The sequence below is a fragment of the Sanguibacter gelidistatuariae genome, assembly GCF_900096585.1.
In the GTDB taxonomy this organism is placed as follows: Bacteria; Actinomycetota; Actinomycetes; order Actinomycetales; family Cellulomonadaceae; genus Sanguibacter; species Sanguibacter gelidistatuariae.
Map to the genome: position 1 here is coordinate 71,863 of NZ_FMYH01000011.1, position 18,800 is coordinate 90,662.

Annotated in this window: 17 protein-coding genes; 12 read left to right on the forward strand and 5 right to left on the reverse strand. The window is 69.4% G+C overall.

Going from position 1 to position 18,800, the window contains the following annotated elements; translation table 11 throughout:
* The first annotated feature begins 30 nt into the window (after nucleotides 1-30).
* The 3 genes from BLQ50_RS17695 to BLQ50_RS17705 all read left to right on the forward strand — a co-directional run bounded on the left by BLQ50_RS17695 (nucleotide 31) and on the right by BLQ50_RS17705 (nucleotide 3,423).
* Complete coding sequence (locus BLQ50_RS17695) at nucleotides 31-1,497, forward strand: mannitol dehydrogenase family protein (RefSeq protein ID WP_093186679.1); 1,467 nt, start codon at nucleotides 31-33, stop codon at nucleotides 1,495-1,497.
* A 133-nt stretch (nucleotides 1,498-1,630) separates the two neighbouring features.
* Nucleotides 1,631-2,869, forward strand: a complete 1,239-nt coding sequence (gene manD / locus BLQ50_RS17700) for a D-mannonate dehydratase ManD (protein WP_093186681.1) — start codon at nucleotides 1,631-1,633, stop codon at nucleotides 2,867-2,869.
* Between the two features lie 35 nt (nucleotides 2,870-2,904).
* On the forward strand, nucleotides 2,905-3,423 hold the full coding sequence (locus BLQ50_RS17705) for a gluconokinase (protein WP_093186684.1): 519 nt from the start codon (nucleotides 2,905-2,907) through the stop codon (nucleotides 3,421-3,423).
* Here the strand turns inward: BLQ50_RS17705 and BLQ50_RS17710 are convergent.
* Nucleotides 3,383-4,363: a helix-turn-helix domain-containing protein gene (locus BLQ50_RS17710; RefSeq protein ID WP_093186687.1), complete on the reverse strand. Its 981-nt coding sequence runs from the start codon at nucleotides 4,361-4,363 to the stop codon at nucleotides 3,383-3,385. The two genes, BLQ50_RS17705 and BLQ50_RS17710, sit on opposite strands and share 41 nt — an antisense overlap.
* A gap of 155 nt (nucleotides 4,364-4,518) precedes the next feature.
* On the opposite strand from BLQ50_RS17710, the gene BLQ50_RS17715 reads away from it, so the two are divergent.
* Complete coding sequence (locus BLQ50_RS17715; RefSeq protein WP_093186690.1) at nucleotides 4,519-5,460, forward strand: MBL fold metallo-hydrolase; 942 nt, start codon at nucleotides 4,519-4,521, stop codon at nucleotides 5,458-5,460.
* On the opposite strand, the gene BLQ50_RS17720 is transcribed toward BLQ50_RS17715, so the two are convergent.
* On the reverse strand, nucleotides 5,457-7,289 hold the full coding sequence (locus BLQ50_RS17720) for a threonine/serine exporter family protein (protein WP_139185870.1): 1,833 nt from the start codon (nucleotides 7,287-7,289) through the stop codon (nucleotides 5,457-5,459). The genes BLQ50_RS17715 and BLQ50_RS17720 overlap by 4 nt on opposite strands.
* A 66-nt stretch (nucleotides 7,290-7,355) precedes the next feature.
* On the reverse strand, nucleotides 7,356-9,035 hold the full coding sequence (locus BLQ50_RS17725; protein ID WP_093186696.1) for an MFS transporter: 1,680 nt from the start codon (nucleotides 9,033-9,035) through the stop codon (nucleotides 7,356-7,358).
* 172 nt (nucleotides 9,036-9,207) lie between these two features.
* Here BLQ50_RS17725 and BLQ50_RS17730 point away from each other — a divergent pair, with 172 nt between their 5' ends.
* Nucleotides 9,208-10,158, forward strand: a complete 951-nt coding sequence (locus BLQ50_RS17730; protein WP_093186699.1) for a pseudouridine synthase — start codon at nucleotides 9,208-9,210, stop codon at nucleotides 10,156-10,158.
* A 132-nt stretch (nucleotides 10,159-10,290) separates the two neighbouring features.
* Nucleotides 10,291-11,331 (forward strand): tryptophan--tRNA ligase, encoded by a 1,041-nt coding sequence (gene trpS, locus BLQ50_RS17735; RefSeq protein ID WP_425424114.1) that lies wholly within the window; start codon nucleotides 10,291-10,293, stop codon nucleotides 11,329-11,331.
* Nucleotides 11,332-11,344: 13 nt separating this feature from the next.
* Here trpS and BLQ50_RS17740 read toward each other — a convergent pair whose 3' ends face one another.
* The gene (locus tag BLQ50_RS17740; protein WP_093186704.1) at nucleotides 11,345-13,270 is read right to left on the reverse strand and encodes a DEAD/DEAH box helicase; all 1,926 of its coding nucleotides are present in this window, start codon (nucleotides 13,268-13,270) and stop codon (nucleotides 11,345-11,347) included.
* 165 nt (nucleotides 13,271-13,435) lie between these two features.
* Complete coding sequence (locus BLQ50_RS17745) at nucleotides 13,436-14,686, reverse strand: MFS transporter (protein WP_093186706.1); 1,251 nt, start codon at nucleotides 14,684-14,686, stop codon at nucleotides 13,436-13,438.
* Nucleotides 14,687-14,807: 121 nt separating this feature from the next.
* Here BLQ50_RS17745 and BLQ50_RS17750 point away from each other — a divergent pair, with 121 nt between their 5' ends.
* The 6 genes from BLQ50_RS17750 to BLQ50_RS17775 form a co-directional block, all read left to right on the forward strand.
* Nucleotides 14,808-15,152, forward strand: a complete 345-nt coding sequence (locus BLQ50_RS17750) for an ArsR/SmtB family transcription factor (protein WP_093186709.1) — start codon at nucleotides 14,808-14,810, stop codon at nucleotides 15,150-15,152.
* A gap of 4 nt (nucleotides 15,153-15,156) precedes the next feature.
* On the forward strand, nucleotides 15,157-15,651 hold the full coding sequence (locus tag BLQ50_RS17755; RefSeq protein ID WP_093186712.1) for an SRPBCC family protein: 495 nt from the start codon (nucleotides 15,157-15,159) through the stop codon (nucleotides 15,649-15,651).
* A 55-nt stretch (nucleotides 15,652-15,706) separates the two neighbouring features.
* Entirely contained in the window at nucleotides 15,707-16,000 is a 294-nt protein-coding gene (locus BLQ50_RS17760) for a DUF4287 domain-containing protein (RefSeq protein WP_093186715.1), read from the forward strand.
* 57 nt (nucleotides 16,001-16,057) lie between these two features.
* Nucleotides 16,058-17,089 (forward strand): non-homologous end-joining DNA ligase, encoded by a 1,032-nt coding sequence (gene ligD, locus BLQ50_RS17765; RefSeq protein ID WP_093186717.1) that lies wholly within the window; start codon nucleotides 16,058-16,060, stop codon nucleotides 17,087-17,089.
* 360 nt (nucleotides 17,090-17,449) lie between these two features.
* Nucleotides 17,450-17,752 (forward strand): hypothetical protein, encoded by a 303-nt coding sequence (locus BLQ50_RS17770; RefSeq protein ID WP_093186746.1) that lies wholly within the window; start codon nucleotides 17,450-17,452, stop codon nucleotides 17,750-17,752.
* A gap of 440 nt (nucleotides 17,753-18,192) precedes the next feature.
* A partial coding sequence (locus tag BLQ50_RS17775) for a DUF222 domain-containing protein (protein ID WP_139185871.1) occupies nucleotides 18,193-18,800 on the forward strand: 608 nt, incomplete at its 3' end.

Consider the following 18,800-nt stretch of genomic DNA (forward strand, 5'->3'; position numbering starts at 1 on the left):
ACGCCGGTCACCTCGAGAGAAAGGCTCATCATGAGTTCAGCTCTAGCCGTCCCGCTCGACCGCGCGACCTTCGCGGCGCGCACCGGGAAGCCGTCCGCCCCCGCCCCCGTGCGCATCGTGCACCTCGGGCTGGGGGCCTTCCACCGAGCCCACCAGGCATGGTTCACAGATCGCGTGGATGTCGCGCACGAGTGGGGCATCGCGGCATTCACCGGCCGGAGCCCGAAGGCCGCCGAGGAGATCGCCCAGCAGGACGGGCTCTACAGCGTCCTCGAGCGCGCGGCCACCTCGGAGCAGGTGTCGGTCGTGACGAGCATCGTCGAGGCGTGGGACGGCGCTCGTCTCGACCGGCTCGTGCCGCTGCTCGCGGCGAGCACGACGGCGATCGTCACGCTCACGATCACCGAGGCCGGGTACCGGCTCACCTCCGACGGTGCCCCCGACCGTGACGACCACGTCATGGTGGAGGACATGGATCGGCTCCGGTCTGCGCTCACGGGACCGGGGCTCGTCGCACCGGACTTCGCCGGGACGGCCGCGGGCACCCAGGCGCCCGTCAGCACGCTCGGCCGCCTCGTGCTCGGGCTCGAGGCCCGACGCCGCGCGGACGGCGGCGCGATCTCGATCGTGCCGTGCGACAACATGCCGGGCAACGGCGAGCACGTCCGGGCTGGGATCCTTGCAATCGCGCAGCACGCCCGCCCTGAGACTGCCCGGTGGATCGAGGCCAACGTCTCGTTCGTCTCCACCTCGGTCGACCGCATCACCCCGGCGACCACGTCGCAGGACGTCGCTCTGGTCGCCGAGCTCAGCGGATGGATCGACAACGCGCCCGTGGTCTGCGAACCCTTCGCCGACTGGGTGCTCAGCGGGGACTTCCCGGCTGGCCGACCCAGCTGGGAGGATGCCGGAGCGAAGTTTGTGCGTGATATCGATCCGTTCGAACGCCGCAAGCTGTGGTTGCTCAACGGCGCTCACAGCCTCCTGGCATACGCCGGACCGCTGCGTGGGCACGCCACGGTGGCGCAGGCCGTCGTCGACCCGGTGTGCCGCGCGCAGGTAGAGGCGCTCTGGGACGAGGCTGTTCGCCACCTTCCAGCCGAAGGGCTCGACCTGCAGGCCTACCGCCGGGCGCTCCTCGAGCGCTTCGAGAACGGGCGCATCGAGCACCGCCTCGCCCAGATCGCCAAGGAGGGCGTGACCAAGATGCGCGTGCGTGTCGCGGCCGTCGCGGTGCGCGAGCGTGCGGCTGGGCAGGATGCGGCCGCGTGCGCCTGGGCGATCGGTGCGTGGGTGGCGTCGCTGCTCGCGGCGCAGGACGCGGCAGGTACGGGGGAGCCGGCCACGCTGCCCGACGACGCAGCCGTCGCCGCGGTCCGTGCAGCGCTCGCGGGCGAAAACCCGGTCACGCGTCTCGTGGCACTGCTCGACGCTGGTCTTGCGGCGGACGAAGCGTTCGTGGCTCGGGTCAGCGACGCGGCGTCGTCCATGGGCTGAGGCGTGGCAACCGCTCGCCAGATCGCGCTCCAACTGGAGGTCGAGCTGCGGGCTACCAGTTCGACCCGAGCGACGTCGCCGCCCGGTCACCACCGAGAAAACACCACCACCGAGAAGCATGAGGAGAATTCACATGATCATCGACAAGGCTGAGGTCATCGTCACCAGCCCCGACCGAAATTTTGTGACGTTGAAGCTGACGACGGATGACGGCTTGACCGGGCTTGGGGATGCCACCCTGAACGGGCGTGAGCTGGCCGTCGTGGCGTATCTGACCGAGCACGTGGTCCCGCTGCTGCTGGGCCGCGATGCGCACCGGATCGAGGACACCTGGCAGTTCCTCTACCGCAGCGCCTACTGGCGCCGGGGCCCGGTGACGATGGCTGCGATCTCTGCGGTCGACGTCGCGCTCTGGGACATCAAGGCCAAGGCCGCGGGGATGCCGCTCTACCAGCTGCTCGGCGGTGCCTCGCGTACGGGCCTCATGGCCTACGGGCACGCCTCGGGCAAGACCCTCGACGAGCTCTTCGACAGCGTCCGCGCCCATCAGGCGCAGGGCTACCAGGCGATCCGGATCCAGTCAGGCGTCCCCGGACTGCGGGCCATCTACGGCATCGCCTCGAACGATGGCCTGCCCGGCAACGAGGGCGTGCGCTACGACCACGAGCCGGCTCAGCGGGGTGCGTTGCCGGCTGAGGAGGACTGGGACACCCGCGCCTACCTGCGTCACATCCCCACGGTCTTCGAGGCCGTGCGCAACGAGTTTGGCCCCGAGGTCCCGCTGCTGCACGACGGCCACCACCGGATGACCCCGATCCAGGCGGCCAAGCTCGGCAAGTCCCTCGAGCCCTACGACCTCTTCTGGCTGGAGGACTGCACGCCCGCCGAGAACCAGGAGGCCCTGCGCCTGGTCCGTCAGCACACCACGACGCCGCTGGCGATCGGGGAGATCTTCAACACGGTCTATGACTATCAGCAGATCATCCGGGAGCAGCTCATCGACTACGTGCGGTCGGCTGTGACGCACACGGGTGGGATCACTCACCTGAAGAAGATCCTTGACTATGCCGGTCAGTACCAGATCAAGTCGGGCATGCACGGACCCACTGACATCTCACCGGTCGGCATGGCTGCTGCGATGCACCTCGGGCTTGCCATCCACAACTTCGGGATCCAGGAGTACATGCAGCACGGGGAGCGGACCAACCAGGTGTTTGAGCAGTCTTACCGGTGGGAGGGTGGCATGCTGCACCCCGGCGACAAGCCTGGACTCGGCGTCGAGCTGGACGTGGATGAGGCGGGTAAGTACCCCTACGCGACGGCGTACCTGCCCTACAACCGGCTCGCTGACGGCACCATGCACGACTGGTGAACGCGCGACCAGTGAACGCACGAAGGGTGGACGCGATGGAGCAGGTGCCGAGCGGGGTGGTGCCGCGGGTCGTGGTCATGGGGGTATCTGGTTCGGGGAAGTCGACGATCGGGGCGCTCATCGCCCGTGAGCTGGGTGTCCCCTTCGTCGACGCGGACTCTCTGCACCCGGCAGCCAACATCGAGAAGATGGCTGCCGGGACGGCGCTGACCGACGCGGACCGGTGGCCATGGCTGGCGGTGGTCGGTCGTGTGCTGGCCGATGCTGAGACCGGGGTGGTCGTGGCGTGCTCGGCGTTGCGGCGTGTGTACCGCCATGCGATCCTTGCCCAAGCGCCCCGGACGCTGTTCATCCAGCTCGACGGGACCAAGGACGTCCTTGCTTCCCGGTTGGAGGGACGCAGCGACCACTTCATGCCGCCTGCGCTGCTCGACTCCCAGCTCGCCACGCTCGAGCCGCTCGGTGCGGACGAGCCCGGGGCGGTCATCGACATCGACGCGGACGTCCCGACGATCATCGCCCGGGCGGTCGCGAAGATCTCGCGCCCCACTTGATGTCGGGTCCGGTGGTCCCGTCCGCACCGGTGCGCGACTGGCGGACCCCTCGGGGATCCAGGCCTGTCCGTGGCGGCGTCGTCGACCCGACGACCTGCGCCAAGAGCGTCAACGCCTCCGCCGACGCGGACCCGACCGGCGCCGTGTGCGTGACGAGGCTCTGGTCGGGATGGTCGACCGAGCGGAGCGTCTGCTGGTTGACCGACACCCTCCCGACGAGCGGATGGGCAAGCTCATACACGGCCGTCGCGCACGGCTGGACCCGGTGATCGGCCCACAGGGACGCGAACTCGGGACTGGCTACGGTCAGCGAGCCGATCAGCAGCGCGAGCGCGGGGTCCTCGGGGTGCTTGCCCGCGGTGAGCCGGAGGTTGCCGACCACGGCCCGGCTCTTCGCCCGCCAGTCGGTGTACAGGGTGCGGGTCTCGGCGTCCTGAAACACGAGCGAGGCCATGTTGGGGCGCTGGGCGGAGGACCGGCACGAGTCCGGGTCCAGGTGCGAGGCGAGCAGGGCGTGCCCGAGCGGGTTCCAGGCCAGGACATCGGCGCGCCGCCCCAGGACGAGGGAGGGGACGTCACCGAGGGAAGCGAGCAGCTCGAGCAGCGCCGGGTCCGCCCGCTCGACGGGCGGCTTCTTCGGCAGGACCCGGCGTGTGCCCGACGCCGCAAGGTCACCCAGGTGCGTGCGCTCGGCGTCGGACAGGCGCAGCGCCGCGGCGATGGCGTCCAGGACCTGCGGCGAGGCGTTGCGGGACTGCCCCTGCTCGAGGCGCGTGTAGTAGGAGGAGCTGACCCCGGCGAGCATCGCGAGCTCCTCCCGGCGCAGCCCGGGGACCCGGCGGTGGTCGCCGTAGAGCGTGAGGCCGGCCTCCTCAGGCGTGATCCGCGCGCGGCTGGCCTGCAGGAAGTCGCCGAGCGCGCCGTTCGCAGATGAGGTCATGCACCCGAGTCTTGCACTCCGCGACGGGCCGTGGGTATCCCTGCCGGGGATAGGCACAACAGGGGCTTCCTCGTCGTGGCGCGGTGATCGATGCTGATCTCCGGAGCGGCACGGACCGCCTCGAGAGACCCCTTCCAGCGAGAGCAGACGACACCATGCCCACCATCACCCGCCCCACGGCCCCCGTCCTCAACTTCGGTGGTGTGACGGTCACCCGCGCCGTCGAGAGCATCGCCAGCATCGGTATGACGCCGGACCAGTTCTTCCCCGGCACGGACGCGTCCGTCTGGGAAGAAGACGCCGGATCGCTCCGGCCTCACTTCCTCGAGTCCGACGGCGCGACCGCCATGGAGAGTACCTCGCGCGTCGCGATGCAGACCTGGATCCTGCGCAGCGGCGGCCGGACGATCCTCGTCGACGCGGCCATCGGCAACGACAAGGACCGTCCGGATGTTCCGAGCTGGTCGCACCTGCAGACGGACTTCCTCGCGCGCCTCGCCGCGGCCGGCGTCGCGCCGGAGGACGTCGACGTCGTCGTCAACACCCACCTGCACGCCGACCACGTCGGCTGGAACACCCGCCTGGTCGACGGCGCGTGGGTGCCGACGTTCCCGAACGCCCAGTACCTGCTCCCCGCCGAGGACCTGGAGTTCTGGGACCCTGCGAACGGCCACGCCACGATCATGGGACCGGGTGCGCACACCGTGTGGGCCGACAGCATCGCCCCGGTCCTGGCCGCGGGGCAGGTGGTGGCGTGGAGCGGCAGCCACCGCATCGACGATGCACTGACCCTAGAGGCCGCACCGGGGCACACCCCCGGGGCCTCGATCGTGCGCCTGGTCTCCGGCGACGACGAGGTCCTCTTCGTCGGCGACACGTTGCACAGCCCGGCCCAGGTACGTGACGCCGGCACGTCGAGCTGCTTCGACGAGGATCACACCCAGGCGAACGCCACCCGTGACCGGATCTTCTCCGAGGCCGCCGACAAAGGCCTGCTGTTGTTCCCCGCGCACTTCGGCGGGCACGGCGGCTTCAAGGTCGAGCGGTCGGGAGGCTCATTCGCCGTCGTGGAGTGGGCACCGCTCGACGCGATCTAGAGCACGTCACCCCTCGGGGACCGTGAGGAGCTGCTGAGCGCAGACCCGGCGAGGATGCCCAAGGCGATCGCGACCATCGTGGACAAGGTCGTCACGACCGTGGACATGCCGTCGCCGTCACCTCCCAGGAGCGCTGTCACGCCGACGAGCCCGAGCGCCCCGGGCACGAGCAGCCAGAAGGCAGGGAGGAAGCTCACCGCCGCGGCGGGTCCCGAGGGGTGGCGAGAGACGAGGACGGCGACGGGGGTCATCACGAACGCCCCGATGAGCGCGGAGAGCACACCGCCGAAGAAGATGTCGCCGATGACCTGGGCACCGTACGCGACGTAGAGGACGAGGAGGATCCACGGGATCGAGTCGCGCCGTCCGCCCTGGTGGACGACGACGCCGACACCGAAGGCGGCGACTGCGATCCACGGTCCGGCCGGGCCGATGGGGTGGTGGGCCTCGGAGAGCACGATCTGCGGCACACCCACGAGCGCAGCCCCGGCCACGATGCCGACCGAGAGCAGGGTGAGCTGCATGAAGCCGGCCATGAGCCGCCCGGCGCCCGACATCATCTGCCCGGCCGAGAGCTCGATGATCCCCGTCGTCAGCAAGGCCCCCGGAAGGAGGATGACGAGCGGCGCGATGAGGGAGGGCAGCACGCCCGGATCCCATCCCGCACGCGCCAGGAGGAAGACGGCGGTCGAGACCCCGAACGCCAGCGCGACAGTGACCAGGGGCTCCCGCTGCCGGGAGACCTCCGCGCTCAGGAGGCGGGCCGTACCCACGAACCCACCGAGCACGCCCGCGACGGCGATGCCGACCAGCGATGCGCCCAGGATCACGGCGATCCCGGCGCAGAGCAGCGCGTAGGCAGCGATGCGCACCAACCGGGAGAAGGGCGGCGGCGCCGTCCGGATCTCACCGACACGCTGGAGGATCTGGGCTGGATCGACCTCGCCGGCGCGTGCGGCGCGCACGAGGTGGTCGAGGGCATCAACCTGGTGGAGGAGGAGCTTGTGGCGTCCGCTCGAGATCGCGCCGGTGTGCAGCTCGCCGCCGCCTCGCGTGGAGACGAAGAGCGCGGTGGGCAGCACCACGACCTCCGTCGCCGGGTAGGCGTTCGCCCGGGCGATGTCCTCGAGCGCGGCCTCGATCGTGATCACGGAGTACGTGGCGTCGAGCATCGCCTCCCCGACCGCCTCGATCGCGGTGAAGGTCACTGCCGCAGACGGCGCGTGCGGCGCATCCGGAGGCCAGCCGTACGCGGCGTCGGGAACCTGCTCCGGTGAGGCGTGGAGGGCCCGACGCCGCAGTGCCACCAGGAGCAGGCCGCTCATGGCCAGGACGGCGATCGCGATGATCCACGAGGCTGCCGACCGGGACGTGTCGGATGCCGCGGGTGGGATCGGATCGAGGACCGGGGCCTCGGGCGCGGCCGGATCCTCGGTCTCCTCCGGTGTGGCGTCGTCTGACCCAGGTGTGGGGTCGACCGGCTCCTCACTGACGGGGGACTTCGGGGTCTGGTCCGGTGCACCCGGTTCCGCGGACTCCCCGGGGGCCCCAGGCCCGCCGGAATCCAGATCGCCAGGTGCCTCGGTCGAGTCCGGCACCGGGGGAGTCGTCGGGTCGACCGGCTCACCCGGGACGGCTTCGCCAAGCCCGCTGCCGTCCGGCTCGGACGTGGGAGTGGGTGTGATCGGGACGTCCACGACCGCCGAGCGAGGTAGTGCGGACGACGCCTCCGCGAGCGGTCCGCACACGACCAGCCCCGCCGCGGCGACCGCGAGCACCCAGGTGCCGGCCCTGCGCCGTCGGGCATGCGCGCGCCGGGCGGCCGGCACGGGTGCGACGCCGATGTCAGACGCCGCGACGCAGGCTGCCGGCGCCCTGCGCCAGCGGGCCGCAGGTCACGCGCGGGTCTCCGCCAGCTCCGGATCGGCGATGTCGTTGATCTCGTCGTCGTCGGGCTCGAGCTTGGCGGGCAGGTCGCCCTCGCGGAACTCCGGCATCCGTGTCGCGGGCACGATCGCCAGGAGCGAGATGGCCGCCAGGGCGAGCAGAGAGATCTGCAGGGCGCGCAGGCGCGCGTCGGCGTTGATCTCGACCGCGGTGACGACCTCGGGCTGGGTCGCACCGGTGCCCTCGAGAACGACCGTGAGCTGCTCGTTCGTGAGGAAGTTCGCGTCGTCGAAGTTGATCTCGTTGATGAGCTCGCTCGAGATCTCGGGGTGCTCGGCTGCGCTCGTGGCGAGCGTCGATGCCAGGAGCCCGACCGCGAAGGCGCTGGCCACAGCGATGCCGACCGACCCTGCGAGGTTGTGCACGAGCCCCCGCCACGCGCCGACGTCACCGGCCAGCTCCTTGGGAGCCGCCGACAGCAGGGTGTTGAAGACCAGAGCCACGATGGACCCCTGGCCCAGGCCCAGCAGGACGAGCCCGATCACGACGAAGGCCTGGCCCCACTCCCCGCGCACGGTGAACGCGAGGATCGTGAGCGCGGTGGCCACGACGACGAAGCCTGCGGTCGCCAGGACCCTGGGGCTGAAGCGCCCGTAGAGGTAGGCGACGAAGGTCGATGCCAGGAAGATCGACAGCGTGTAGGGAATGATCGCGAACGAGGTCTCGATGCTCGTGCGGCCCTGCACGACCTGGATGTACAGCGGGATGAGGAAGTTCGCGGCGGTGCCCACGAAGAGCATCGAGGCCATGCACGCGATCACGGCGCGCTCGGTCGAGGAAGCGATCACGCGCAGGTCGAAGATGCGCGGCTTGCCCTCGCGCCCGCGCTTGCGCAGCCACATGAAGAACACCTGCCCGACGATGATGCCCGCGATGATCAGCAGCGGCGCGGGGGAGATCCCCAGCATGTCGAAGGGCGCCTGCGGCGTGGCCAGCCACACACCCCAGCCGGCGAGTCCGCTGAACCCGAAGCTGAGCAGGATGACGGCCGCCGCCGCGATGAAGGCGCCGGCCCAGTCGATCGTCAGCCCGGGTTGGGCGGGCACCTTCTTGAGCGTGAAGCTCAGCGCGAAGTTGATGCACGCGAGCACGACCACGAGGACGAAGGACCAGCGCCAGCCGATCGTCGTGGCGAAGGATCCGGCGATCAGGAGGGCGAGCACCCCGGCCGCCGGGATGGCCGCAGCGAGCAGGCCGATGGACTTGGCCTGCTGACGGCCCTGGTAGTTCGTCGCGATGAAGACGGTGAGGGCGGGGGCGATGAGGGCGATCACGGCCCCGGAGGACGCCTGCGCGATGAAGAGCATCGTGGGGCTCTGGCTCAGCGCGACGCCAAGCATCGCGACACCGTGCACGACGACCGCGATCTGGAAGACGAAGCGCGTCCCGTAGCGAGCGCCGACCTTCGCGCCGAGCAGGATGAATGCGGCCATCGCGAAGGTTCCGGCCGTGATGGCCGTCCCGACCGATGTCGCCGCGGTGTTCAGGTCTGCGGTGATCCCCGCCATCGAGACGGTCAGCGCGTTCACGGCGAAGGACGCCTGAATCTGCGTGAGGACCACGACGATGAGGGGAACCCAGGAGGCTGTCGCCTGTTGGGCGGAGACTTTCGTCGGTGCGGCGTTCATGAGCAGGTCCTCTCCGGGCCGTAGCCGGGTGCTCTTTCAGGATGTGGGTACCACTTGTCACGGCACCCAGTAGCAGTGGGGCGACGCGTTGACCAGCGATGACTGGTCACAATACATGGTTTGTCTGATCTGGTCAGTGGGGCTCTGACACCTGGCCCAGTAAGATCGGCGGGTGCCTCCCCGTTCCCCCTTGCCCCGGCGTCACGGGCTCGATGCCGCATGGATGCGCACCCCGGATGCCGACCCCTTGCGGACGACCCCCTGGCCGACCATGGGGGACTGGCTCGAGGACCGCCTGTCCGAGCGGGTGGATGTCGCCGGTTTCCTGGCGGCGGGACGGTTCGTCGACGAGACGGGCGCAGCGGTAGCCGCTGCCGCCGCCTACCGGCCGTGCGCCTTCGTGTGGTTCCACCGCGACCTTGTTGACGAAGCCGTTGTCCCCGGCGAGATCCACATCGTCCACCAGGACGAGCGGATCGTCGTGGTCGACAAACCTGCCTTCCTCTCGACCATCCCACGGGGCCGACACGTGGTGCAGTCCGTCGTGGTGCGTCTGCGTGAGCAGCTCGCGCTGCCCGAGCTCTCTCCGCTGCACCGCCTGGACAGAGTCACGTCGGGGTTGCTCGTCCTGGCCACGCAGCGTCGCTGGCGTGGCGCGTACCAGTCGTTGTTCCAGCGTCGTGAGGTGGATAAGGCCTATCGCGCTCTCGCCCCGCTGCGTCCCGACCTCGATCTTCCCGTCACCGTGCGCAATCATCTGCTCACGCGTCGCGGCCAGTGGCAGGCGGAGGTGCTGCATGGCGCAGCGCCGAACGCCGAGTCGTTGATCGAGGTGGAGACCGTCCTGGGGGACATGGCGGTCTACCGGCTCTCTCCCCGGACCGGACGCACCCACCAGCTGCGGATGCACATGCTCGGGCTGGGGATACCCATCAGCGGGGACCCGCTCTACCCGGTCGTCCGGGACGTCGCGTTGGACGACTTCTCCACGCCCCTGCAGCTCCTGGCGAGCGACATGTCCTTCAAGGACCCGATCGACGGTGCCCAGCACCGCTTCGAGAGCGTGCGCAGGCTCCCGCTTCGCAGCGAGGTCATGCCCGACGACGCTAGACTCAACACATGAATTTCAACCGTCTCGGCTGGTGGCTGCGCTAGCAGCCGTTCGAGACATCCGTCCGTGGGCTGCATGGCAGCCAGCGGACCGTCGGTCCAACGAGTCCATGCAGCCCTCTCACGTCAGAGGAAGAAGAGCATGGTGGATACCTTCACAGCAACGCGCGCCCGTTCAGCACGCATCGGCGACGAGGTCGCCAAGCACCCGGAGCAGTTTCGAGTCCTGACCGGCGAGCGGCCGACCGGCCCGCTGCACCTCGGTCACTACTTCGGCACCCTCGTCGAGCGTGTGCGCCTGCAGAACCTCGGCGTCGAGACCTTCCTGATCCTGGCTGACTACCAGGTCATCACCGATCGCGACACGATGGCGAACGTGCGCCAGAACGTGCACGGGGCGATCCTGGACTACCTCGCCGCCGGCATCGATCCCACGCGGACGACCATCTTCGTCCATTCCGTCGTCCCGGCCCTGAACCAGCTGCTGCTGCCGTTCCTGAGCCTGGTGACCGAGGCCGAACTGCACCGCAACCCGACCGTGAAGGCGGAGCTCGCGGCCTCCGGACGGGCACTGTCCGGGCTCCTGCTGACCTACCCGGTGCACCAGGCGGCCGACATCCTGTTCTGCAAGGGGAACCTCGTCCCCGTGGGCAAGGACAACGTCCCGCACGTCGAGCAGGCTCGCGTGATCGCCCGGCGGTTCAACGAACGCTACGGTCCGGTATTCCCCGAGCCGGAGGCGTTGGTGACGTCCACCCCGGAGCTTGCTGGCCTGGACGGACGCAAGATGTCCAAGTCCTACGGCAACACGATCTCCCTGGGCATGACCGAGGACGAGACCGCCTCGGCTATTCGGAAGGCCCGCACGGATGGCGACCGGCGGATCACCTTCGACCCGGAGAACCGACCCGGCGTCGCCGGCCTGCTGACCACGGCCGCGCTCTGCCTGGACTCCGATCCGCTCACCCTGGCCGACCAGATCGGGGACGGCGGAGCGGGAAGGCTCAAGCAGGTCACGACTGACGCCGTGAACTCGTACCTCGCCCCGCACCGCCGGCGACGGGTCGAGCTTGCGGCCAACCTCGACCACGTCCGCGACATCCTCCGCCAGGGCAACGCCCGGGCCAATCAGATCGCGGAGACGACGCTGGGGGAGGTCCGCGTGGCGATGGGCACCGTGTACTGAGGAGCCCGCCGGTTCAGAGCTGGGCAGCCGTCCAGCCGGGTTCGAGCTCGAGCCGGTGCGTGGCGACTTCGCCGACCAGGTCGAAGAAGCCTTCATGAACACCTTCGTCGGAGGGGTCTTCGACGGTTCCGGCGGCGTAGAGGATGAGGAAGTCGACCGGCCGCCCGTCGGCCTTGCGCCGGATGACCCGCCCGAGCCGCTGGACCATCTGCCGACGGGACCTGCTCGCCGTCATGACGATCCCCAGATCCACAGACGGTAGGTCGATGCCCTCGTCGAGCAGCTTGGGGGCGGCCAGCGCCTGCAGGTCGCCGGAGGTCAGGCCGCGCAGGGCCGCGCCGCGCTCTGCGGCGGACATGCCGCTGTGCAGGGCGGATGCGGCCACGCCCCATTCTCGAAGCCGGATCGTCGCCTCTTCCGCGACCTCTTTCGACTGCGTGAACAGGACGGCGCCCTGGCTGGCGGCCACGACCTCGGAGAGCTCCTCGATCGCGTCGAGCTTTCCCGACAGCAGCGCCAGCATCCGGCGTCGGTCACGCATCGAGCCCGTCGCGGTGCGGGCGGCGTGGCCGACGCGACCGGGTGCGCCGCAGAGGCGACCGATCTGCTGGAGCAGCCCGCCGCCTCCGCCCCCCAGGGCGCCCTGGCTGCGCAGGGCTCGGATCGCGGTCGAGATCTTCTGGCTCAGGTCGTCGTACTCGGCCTGCTCTTCGTCGTTCATCGTGACGGGTGCCATGACCAGGCGGAAGGGTGCGACGACTTTCTCGCGGATGGCCCGGTCGAACCCGACGACGAGACGGGTACCGCCGAAATACGGGTTGAGCACCGCCTCGATGGCGTCGTCCGTCCGCTCGAGCGTCGCGGTGAGGCCCAACCGTCGTTCGTACCCGACGCGAAGCGCGACCTGGAAGCCCTCGGCGCCGTACCGGTGGACCTCGTCGGCCACGATGAGCGACGCGCGCGGAATGGCGCTCAGATCTGTCTTCGTCGCCGAGTTCACCACGGCGATGGTCACATCCGCGGACTCCGGGTTCCCGGAGGACCGGCCACCGAGCCACGCCACCCTCAGGTCAGGCAAGAAGCTCGCGAACCGAGCCGTCCACTGGTCCTGCAGGTCGACCGACGGGACGAGGACGGTGGACCGCTCGCCTCGAGCTGCCGCGTGCGCGACGGCCTCGAGCCCGACGTGGGTCTTGCCCGTTCCGGTGACCGCCTCGATGATCCCGTGGCATCCGCTGGCGTACCAGGCCGCGATCGCCTCGTGCTGCCAGGACATGAGATCGAGGACGTGGACGGGAGCCTGCTGCGCGGCTCGGGCGACTGCGGGGGCGCGGACGGGCGTGGCGGAGGGCTCCGGTTCGAGGAGGTGCGCGTAGGTGTCGCGATCCTGAACCTCCCTGCGTGATCGGGGCGACCGCGCCGGCTGGGGTGACGGCGCGCTTGAGTCGGTTGGCCCAGAGGCGACCTGCCACCGCGGGACCGTCGAGTCGTCCTTGGTGAAGACGCTGCGTTCGCCGTAGAGGACCTGGTTGACCTCCGAGCGGCCGGTCGGCTGTCCGTCTCGGGTGAGCTGGAAGGCGATCTCCCGGACCGTGGAGTGCGGGGTGCTGGTCAGAGCGCGGATGATCGCACCGCGCAGGGTGCCGTCGTCGACGTGCGCGAGAGCCGCCGCAGCCGTCAGCGTGCCGAGGTAGACGTCGTGCCCGTCGATCTGAGTGGTGGCATTCCCCTCGCCGTCGACCCACACGCGCCCGCCGCCCGGGCGAATGGCCAGGAATGCGATGACCAGGGGGAGTGCCGCGTCGACCCCGACGATCTCGGTGAGGGGCACGTCGTCGGAGAGGCGGGTCAGCGTCTGGGGCGACGTGCTCAGCCGCCACCGGTCCTCGCCGCGCTCGCCGGTCCATCGGTCTCCGGGAGCGATCATGGGCGCGTGCATGGGTGTGACCTCTGTCTGGCTTTGACTGTCTGGCTGTGACGGGATGTGGCTTCGGGTGGGCGGCGCTGGCACCCCGGTTCGCCATGTGAAGTGTAGGCGACCAGGTCATCGCGGTGTCTGGTTCCTACGGCGTGCTGCGCCTGCTCGACCTGTTCGCCCAGGGCATCAAGCGGCGCTGATCTGGCGCCCGCGGCGCTGGCTCGCCTCCCACTCGCGGAAGTGCGGCAGGGCGAGCACACAGACCGCCGCGGCGACGAGGAACAGGCCGCCCGCGACGAGGAAGGGCGTCCGGAACCCGAGCAGCCCCGCGAGCGTCCCGCCCAGCAGAGCTCCTACGGCCAGGCCCAACAGGCTCAGGAGTCGGTTCACCGAGCTGACCCTGCCGATCAGCGCACTCGGGATGGCCCGCTGGCGCACCGATGCGGCGAGGACGTTCCAGACGACCGCATGGCAGATGTACGCCGCCAGGGCGATGGCCACGACGACGACGTTGCTCGACGCCGCGATGACGACGAACGACGCCGCGCCCAGCCCGAGCGCCCCGACGATCGACCAGCCGTAGCCGACCCGTCTGCTCAGCCGGCCGGCCAGCCAGCTGCCTGCGAGGCCGCCGAGGGCCGAGAACGACAGGAGCAGGCCGTAGCCGGTCGCGGACAGGCCGAGGATGTCGTGGGCGTAGAGCACGAGGTAGGAGAACGGGATCATGTAGCCGATGCTCGCGAGCGCTGCGACGACGACCAGGGTGCGCACGACGGGGTGACGGACGGTCCAGGCGGCGCCCTCCTTGATGTCGGCAAGGACGGTCGGCGCGGGCGCCTGCGCGGACGCTGCCGGATCGGGGACCGGCTGCGTATAGGTACCGCGGAGGGCGAAGAAGCTCACGCCGGCGACGAGGAACGCCACGGCATTGAGCCCGGTCGCGGCACAGGCGGCGACCCCGAAGAGGAGCCCACCGAGCGGCGGCCCGACGAACTCGTCGATGACGACCTGCGTCCCCGCGATCTGCGAGTTCGCGCGATCAAGATCCTTCGCCGCGACGGCCTGCGGCAGGACGGCGAAGGCGGAGGTGTCAGACACGGTCTCGATGACGCCGATCGCGGCGTAGACCAGATAGAGGACGGCGAGCGGGGCGGCGCCGGCCGCCACGAGGACCGTGAGGATCGCGAACATCGCCGCCCGCGAGAAGTTGGCCAGGTACAGCAGGCGCCGGCGGTCGCTCCGGTCGACGAGCACCCCGACGCCGAGGACGGTGAGGATGCGGGGGACCGTGTAGGCGATCGTCAGGCCGGCGACGGCGAGCGGGTCTCGCGTGATGGCCGCGGCCAGCAGCGGCATCGTGACGAACGTGACGCCGTCGGCGAGGTTCGACGCGGCGTTGCCGAGCCAGATGCGGCGGAACTCGGGGCCTAGCTTCACGCGCGGTCGCGGTGGGACGCACGGCCGCCGCGGGAGGCGCGGGACGGCGTCGGGCACGTGTTCAGGGAATTGCTCCAGTTCTCTTGCGGCGGCGTGCACGCGAGGGGTAATCTACAACCAAATGGTTGTAGATACTCTGAGCGATGCCGAGGTCGACCGCATCTTCCACGCACTGGCCGACGCTACCCGACGTGACATCGTCACCCGGGTCATCCACCGCGAGCAGTCCGTCTCGATGCTCGCTCAGCACTACGCGATGAGTTTCGCGGCGGTCCAGAAGCACGTGGTGGTCCTTGAACGGGCGGCGCTCGTGACCAAGGAACGCCGGGGGAGGGAGCAGATCGTGCACGGGGACCGCGCGACGCTGCGCAAGGCTGCCCGCCTGCTCGACGCCTACGAAGAGATCTGGCGCCTGCGAGCACAGAGCATCGATGAGATTCTGGCTGAAGATATACGAGAGGAATGACGTCATGGCCGTCGTCAGCACCCGCAAGGACACCAGTGCCCTGACCTTGACCTTTGTCGCAGAGTTTGAGGCGAGCATCGAGCGTGTGTGGCAGGTCTGGCAGGATCCACGCCAGCTCGAGCGCTGGTGGGGACCGCCCACCTGGCCGGCCACCTTCGACTCCCACGACTTCGTCGTCGGCGGTCAGTCCCGCTACTACATGACCGGACCGGAGGGCGAGAAGGCTCTCGGCTGGTGGACGATCACCGCGATCGACGCGCCGCACCGGCTCGAGTTCGACGACGGTTTCTCCGGAGCCGACGGCGAGCCCGACCCTGCCATGAAACCGATCGCGTGCGTCGTGACGTTTGAGACGGTCGACGGGAAGACCCGGATGACCACGGTGACCCGCTTCGTCAGCGTCGAGCACCTCGAGCAGGTCACCGCGATGGGCATGGAAGAAGGAATGCGCGGGGCGATGGGGCAGATCGACGCGCTCCTGGCCGCCGCATCCCACTGACGGTCTGGTCCCGCTGACTGTCTAGCCAGTCCCGCCCCCTGACGAAGGAGAATGCATGTCGTTCCAGGCCTACCTCGACGCGATCGAGGTCAAGACCGGTCGCACCCCACGCGAGCTGGTCTCCATCGCGGAGCAGAAGGGCTTCGCCGACCCGGCCGTCAAGGCGGGCGTGATCCTCGAGTGGCTCAAGGACGACTACGGGCTCGGCCGTGGTCACGGGATGGCGCTTGTCCACGTGATCAAGAACGGGCCGACCATCTCCGCCAAGCACGTGGGTACGAGCGGACCGCACAGCGACGAGTCCAACACGCTGTGGCTCGACGGGAAGGCCACGAAGCCGTCTGCCTGAGGTTTGCCTGGGGTCCTCCCGGGATGCCGTGTCGGTGCGGGTAGGTACGTTGGACCTATGGCCAGCGAAGCGGTGGTGCTGACGGTCCCTGGACCGCACGGCGAGCGTGAGATCCGGGTGTCGAGCCCGGGCCGCGTGCTCTGGCCCGCGCTCGGGATCACCAAGGGGGACCTCGCCCGGTACCTGGTCGACGTCGGTGGGCCGTTCGTCGCCGCCAACGGGGACCGGCCCGTCTCACTGCAGCGATTCTCGACGGACGTGGACGGGGAGCAGTTCTTCTCCAAGAACCCTCCGCGCGGCGTGCCGGCCTTCGTCCGGTCCGTGACCGTCGTGTACCCCAGCGGTCGGTCCCATCCCCAGCTGGTCATCGACGAGCCCGCCGCCGCGGTCTGGGCGGCTCAGATGAACACGATCGTCTTCCACCCGTGGGCCTCGCGTGCGCAGGATCCCGACAACCCCGATCAGCTCCGGATCGACCTCGACCCCCAGCCCGGCACGGACTTTGGTGACGCGATCGGCGTTGCGCAGGAGCTGCGGGCGGTGCTCGCCTCCGCCGGGTTGACGGCCTTTGTGAAGACGTCCGGGAACCGGGGACTGCACATCTTTGCGCCGATCTCGCCGGTTCACGAGTTCCTCGACGTGCGCCACGCGGTGATCGGAGCGGCCCGTGAGCTCGAACGGCGTCTTCCGGACCGCGTGACGACCGCATGGTGGAAGGAGGAGCGCGGGCGCAAGATCTTCGTCGACTACAACCAGGCCAACCGGGACCGCACCATGGCCGGGGCCTACAGCCCGCGGGCGCTGCCGCACGCCCCGGTGTCGTGCCCGCTGGGGTGGGACGAGCTCGAGGGCGCCTCGCCGGAGTCGTTCACGGTGCTCTCCGTGCCGGAGCGACTGGCAACCGTGGGGGACCCATGGGCGACCATGCACGACGACCCGGGATCGATCGACGTGCTGCTCGGGTGGTGGGAACGGGATGTAGCAGCCGGGCTGGGTGAGCTGCCATTCCCGCCCGACTTCCCGAAGATGCCTGGGGAACCGCCGCGGGTGCAGCCGAGCAGAGCAAAGAAGGGGGACGGTGGGAGGTGAGAGGTCCGACGACGTATGTGCTGCGTCCCTATGGGAGTTCCTCGAGCCCGGTGTGTTGTTGACGTGGGACTCCACTACTGGGCGGACGTGTCGCCAGCGAACTGGCTCGTTGCCTCGCCGACTCCGTGGGAGCGGCTGGTCACTCTGGGGCCGGACGGATTTCAGTCGCGGGCTCGACTTCGATTTGTCCCCGATCCCATCAGGCCTGGGCAGGCCGAGTCGGACGTCAACGTCGGTGATGGCCACCCGTCTGACCTCTTGCAAGCAAGGCGAGCGCTCCACCGGCTCTGGAGGTTCACCGCCACTCCTCAGGATTGCTACTTCTGTCTGTGGGACGGCTACTCGGGACTCTCGCCTGAGATGAGCGCCGGCCCGTTGGTCGCACTTCCCCCTGGGCAGGAGTATCCCTACCGGCAGTACGCCCTGTTCCGTGGACGACTGACCGATATCGACGAGTGGGAGACGTTTCTCGGGGCCGACGGGGGAGATTTTCCACCCGCACTTGTCTGGCCGGCGGACCGGAGCTGGTGCTTCGCCCGTGATGTCGACCCGCACTGGGCGGGGATCGTCGGCAGTCAGGCCGCCGTGGATGCGCTCGTGGCTGACACCTACCTGGATGTCGTCGTCGTTCGACCGGGCGATGCTGTTCCGACGTACTACTAGCGCGGGTGGAACGCCGGCTATGGCCGAGCTCGGCGGGTGTTTGATTGTTCAAGGTGATGCACGAAGTTGAACCGCCAAAACTCTTGCGTCGAAGACGTCTGTTCGATAGACTTATCAGGAGAAACAGGGATAGTTCCGGCTAGGATCGGAGGTGTGTTGTGAAGGCGTTAGGTCTCTTTCAGCACCTCCCCGTGCCCGTCTCGCGGCGCCCCAGGCGGGCCCGTGACGGCGGGGCCGAACCGGTCGCTCAAGCCCCCTCAGCAGTCGAGGACAACCTTGAGGCCGCGTTCGAGGCGCTGATCCGCTCGGGCTGGCCGAGCGTGTCGGATGAGCGTGCGTCGGAAGAGGCGGTCTCGGAGGGGCTCGCATCGAGTAAGGGCAAGCGTTCCTCTCGTGAGGAGGTCTGCGCGTGCGCGGTCCCCGCAGACGGCGGTCTGTGCATGGGGCCTGCGGATTCCGCGGGCGGTCCCTCCTCGTTGTTCTCAGCGGCTTCCTCGGCTTCCTCGCAGGACCCGGCCGCCGCTGCAGAGTTCGACGCTCCCACCCTCACCGCAGCCACCCTTGCTGACCTGGGCGTGCCGGAGGGTCTGTTGGCGCAGTTGGACCAGTTGGAGGCGGTGACCGAGAGGATCACGTCCGCGGACCTGTCGGGACTGCCGGGGTCTCTTGCGGCGGAGGTGTCGCAGCGGGTGCGTCGGGCGACCGACCAGTTGGCGGCGCAACGCTTGGTGTTGATCGGTCAGATCGAGGCTGAAGGTTCGTGGCGTGCTGACACGATGCATTCCTTCTCGTCGTGGTTGGCCTCGCAGGAACGCCTGTCGAAGGCGTTGGCGCAGCGGACGGTCGGGGCGGCGCGGGCGTTGCGTGAGCACCTGCCCGCGACCGCTGCTGCGGCGTGTGCTGGGGAGATCACCGCCGAGCACGTGTCGATCATGGTGAAGGCCACGGGCACGGAGACGTTGCGCGAGAAGTTGGCTGGGCCGGTGGCCAGTGATACTGCGGCGGGGCCGGTGTGCACGGGCGAGCAGATGCTCCTGGGGAACGCCGG

What these genes read in the sequence shown, in the direction of transcription:
- BLQ50_RS17755 (WP_093186712.1), top strand. Translation starts at nt 15,157, where the DNA reads ATGGCCGTCGTCAGCACCCGCAAGGACACCAGTGCCCTGACCTTGACC.
- manD (WP_093186681.1), top strand. Translation starts at nt 1,631, where the DNA reads ATGATCATCGACAAGGCTGAGGTCATCGTCACCAGCCCCGACCGAAAT.
- BLQ50_RS17725 (WP_093186696.1), bottom strand. Translation starts at nt 9,035, where the DNA reads ATGAACGCCGCACCGACGAAAGTCTCCGCCCAACAGGCGACAGCCTCC.
- BLQ50_RS17705 (WP_093186684.1), top strand. Translation starts at nt 2,905, where the DNA reads ATGGAGCAGGTGCCGAGCGGGGTGGTGCCGCGGGTCGTGGTCATGGGG.
- BLQ50_RS17770 (WP_093186746.1), top strand. Translation starts at nt 17,450, where the DNA reads ATGAGCGCCGGCCCGTTGGTCGCACTTCCCCCTGGGCAGGAGTATCCC.
- ligD (WP_093186717.1), top strand. Translation starts at nt 16,058, where the DNA reads ATGGCCAGCGAAGCGGTGGTGCTGACGGTCCCTGGACCGCACGGCGAG.
- BLQ50_RS17695 (WP_093186679.1), top strand. Translation starts at nt 31, where the DNA reads ATGAGTTCAGCTCTAGCCGTCCCGCTCGACCGCGCGACCTTCGCGGCG.
- BLQ50_RS17715 (WP_093186690.1), top strand. Translation starts at nt 4,519, where the DNA reads ATGCCCACCATCACCCGCCCCACGGCCCCCGTCCTCAACTTCGGTGGT.
- BLQ50_RS17760 (WP_093186715.1), top strand. Translation starts at nt 15,707, where the DNA reads ATGTCGTTCCAGGCCTACCTCGACGCGATCGAGGTCAAGACCGGTCGC.
- BLQ50_RS17750 (WP_093186709.1), top strand. Translation starts at nt 14,808, where the DNA reads ATGGTTGTAGATACTCTGAGCGATGCCGAGGTCGACCGCATCTTCCAC.
- BLQ50_RS17710 (WP_093186687.1), bottom strand. Translation starts at nt 4,363, where the DNA reads ATGACCTCATCTGCGAACGGCGCGCTCGGCGACTTCCTGCAGGCCAGC.
- BLQ50_RS17740 (WP_093186704.1), bottom strand. Translation starts at nt 13,270, where the DNA reads ATGCACGCGCCCATGATCGCTCCCGGAGACCGATGGACCGGCGAGCGC.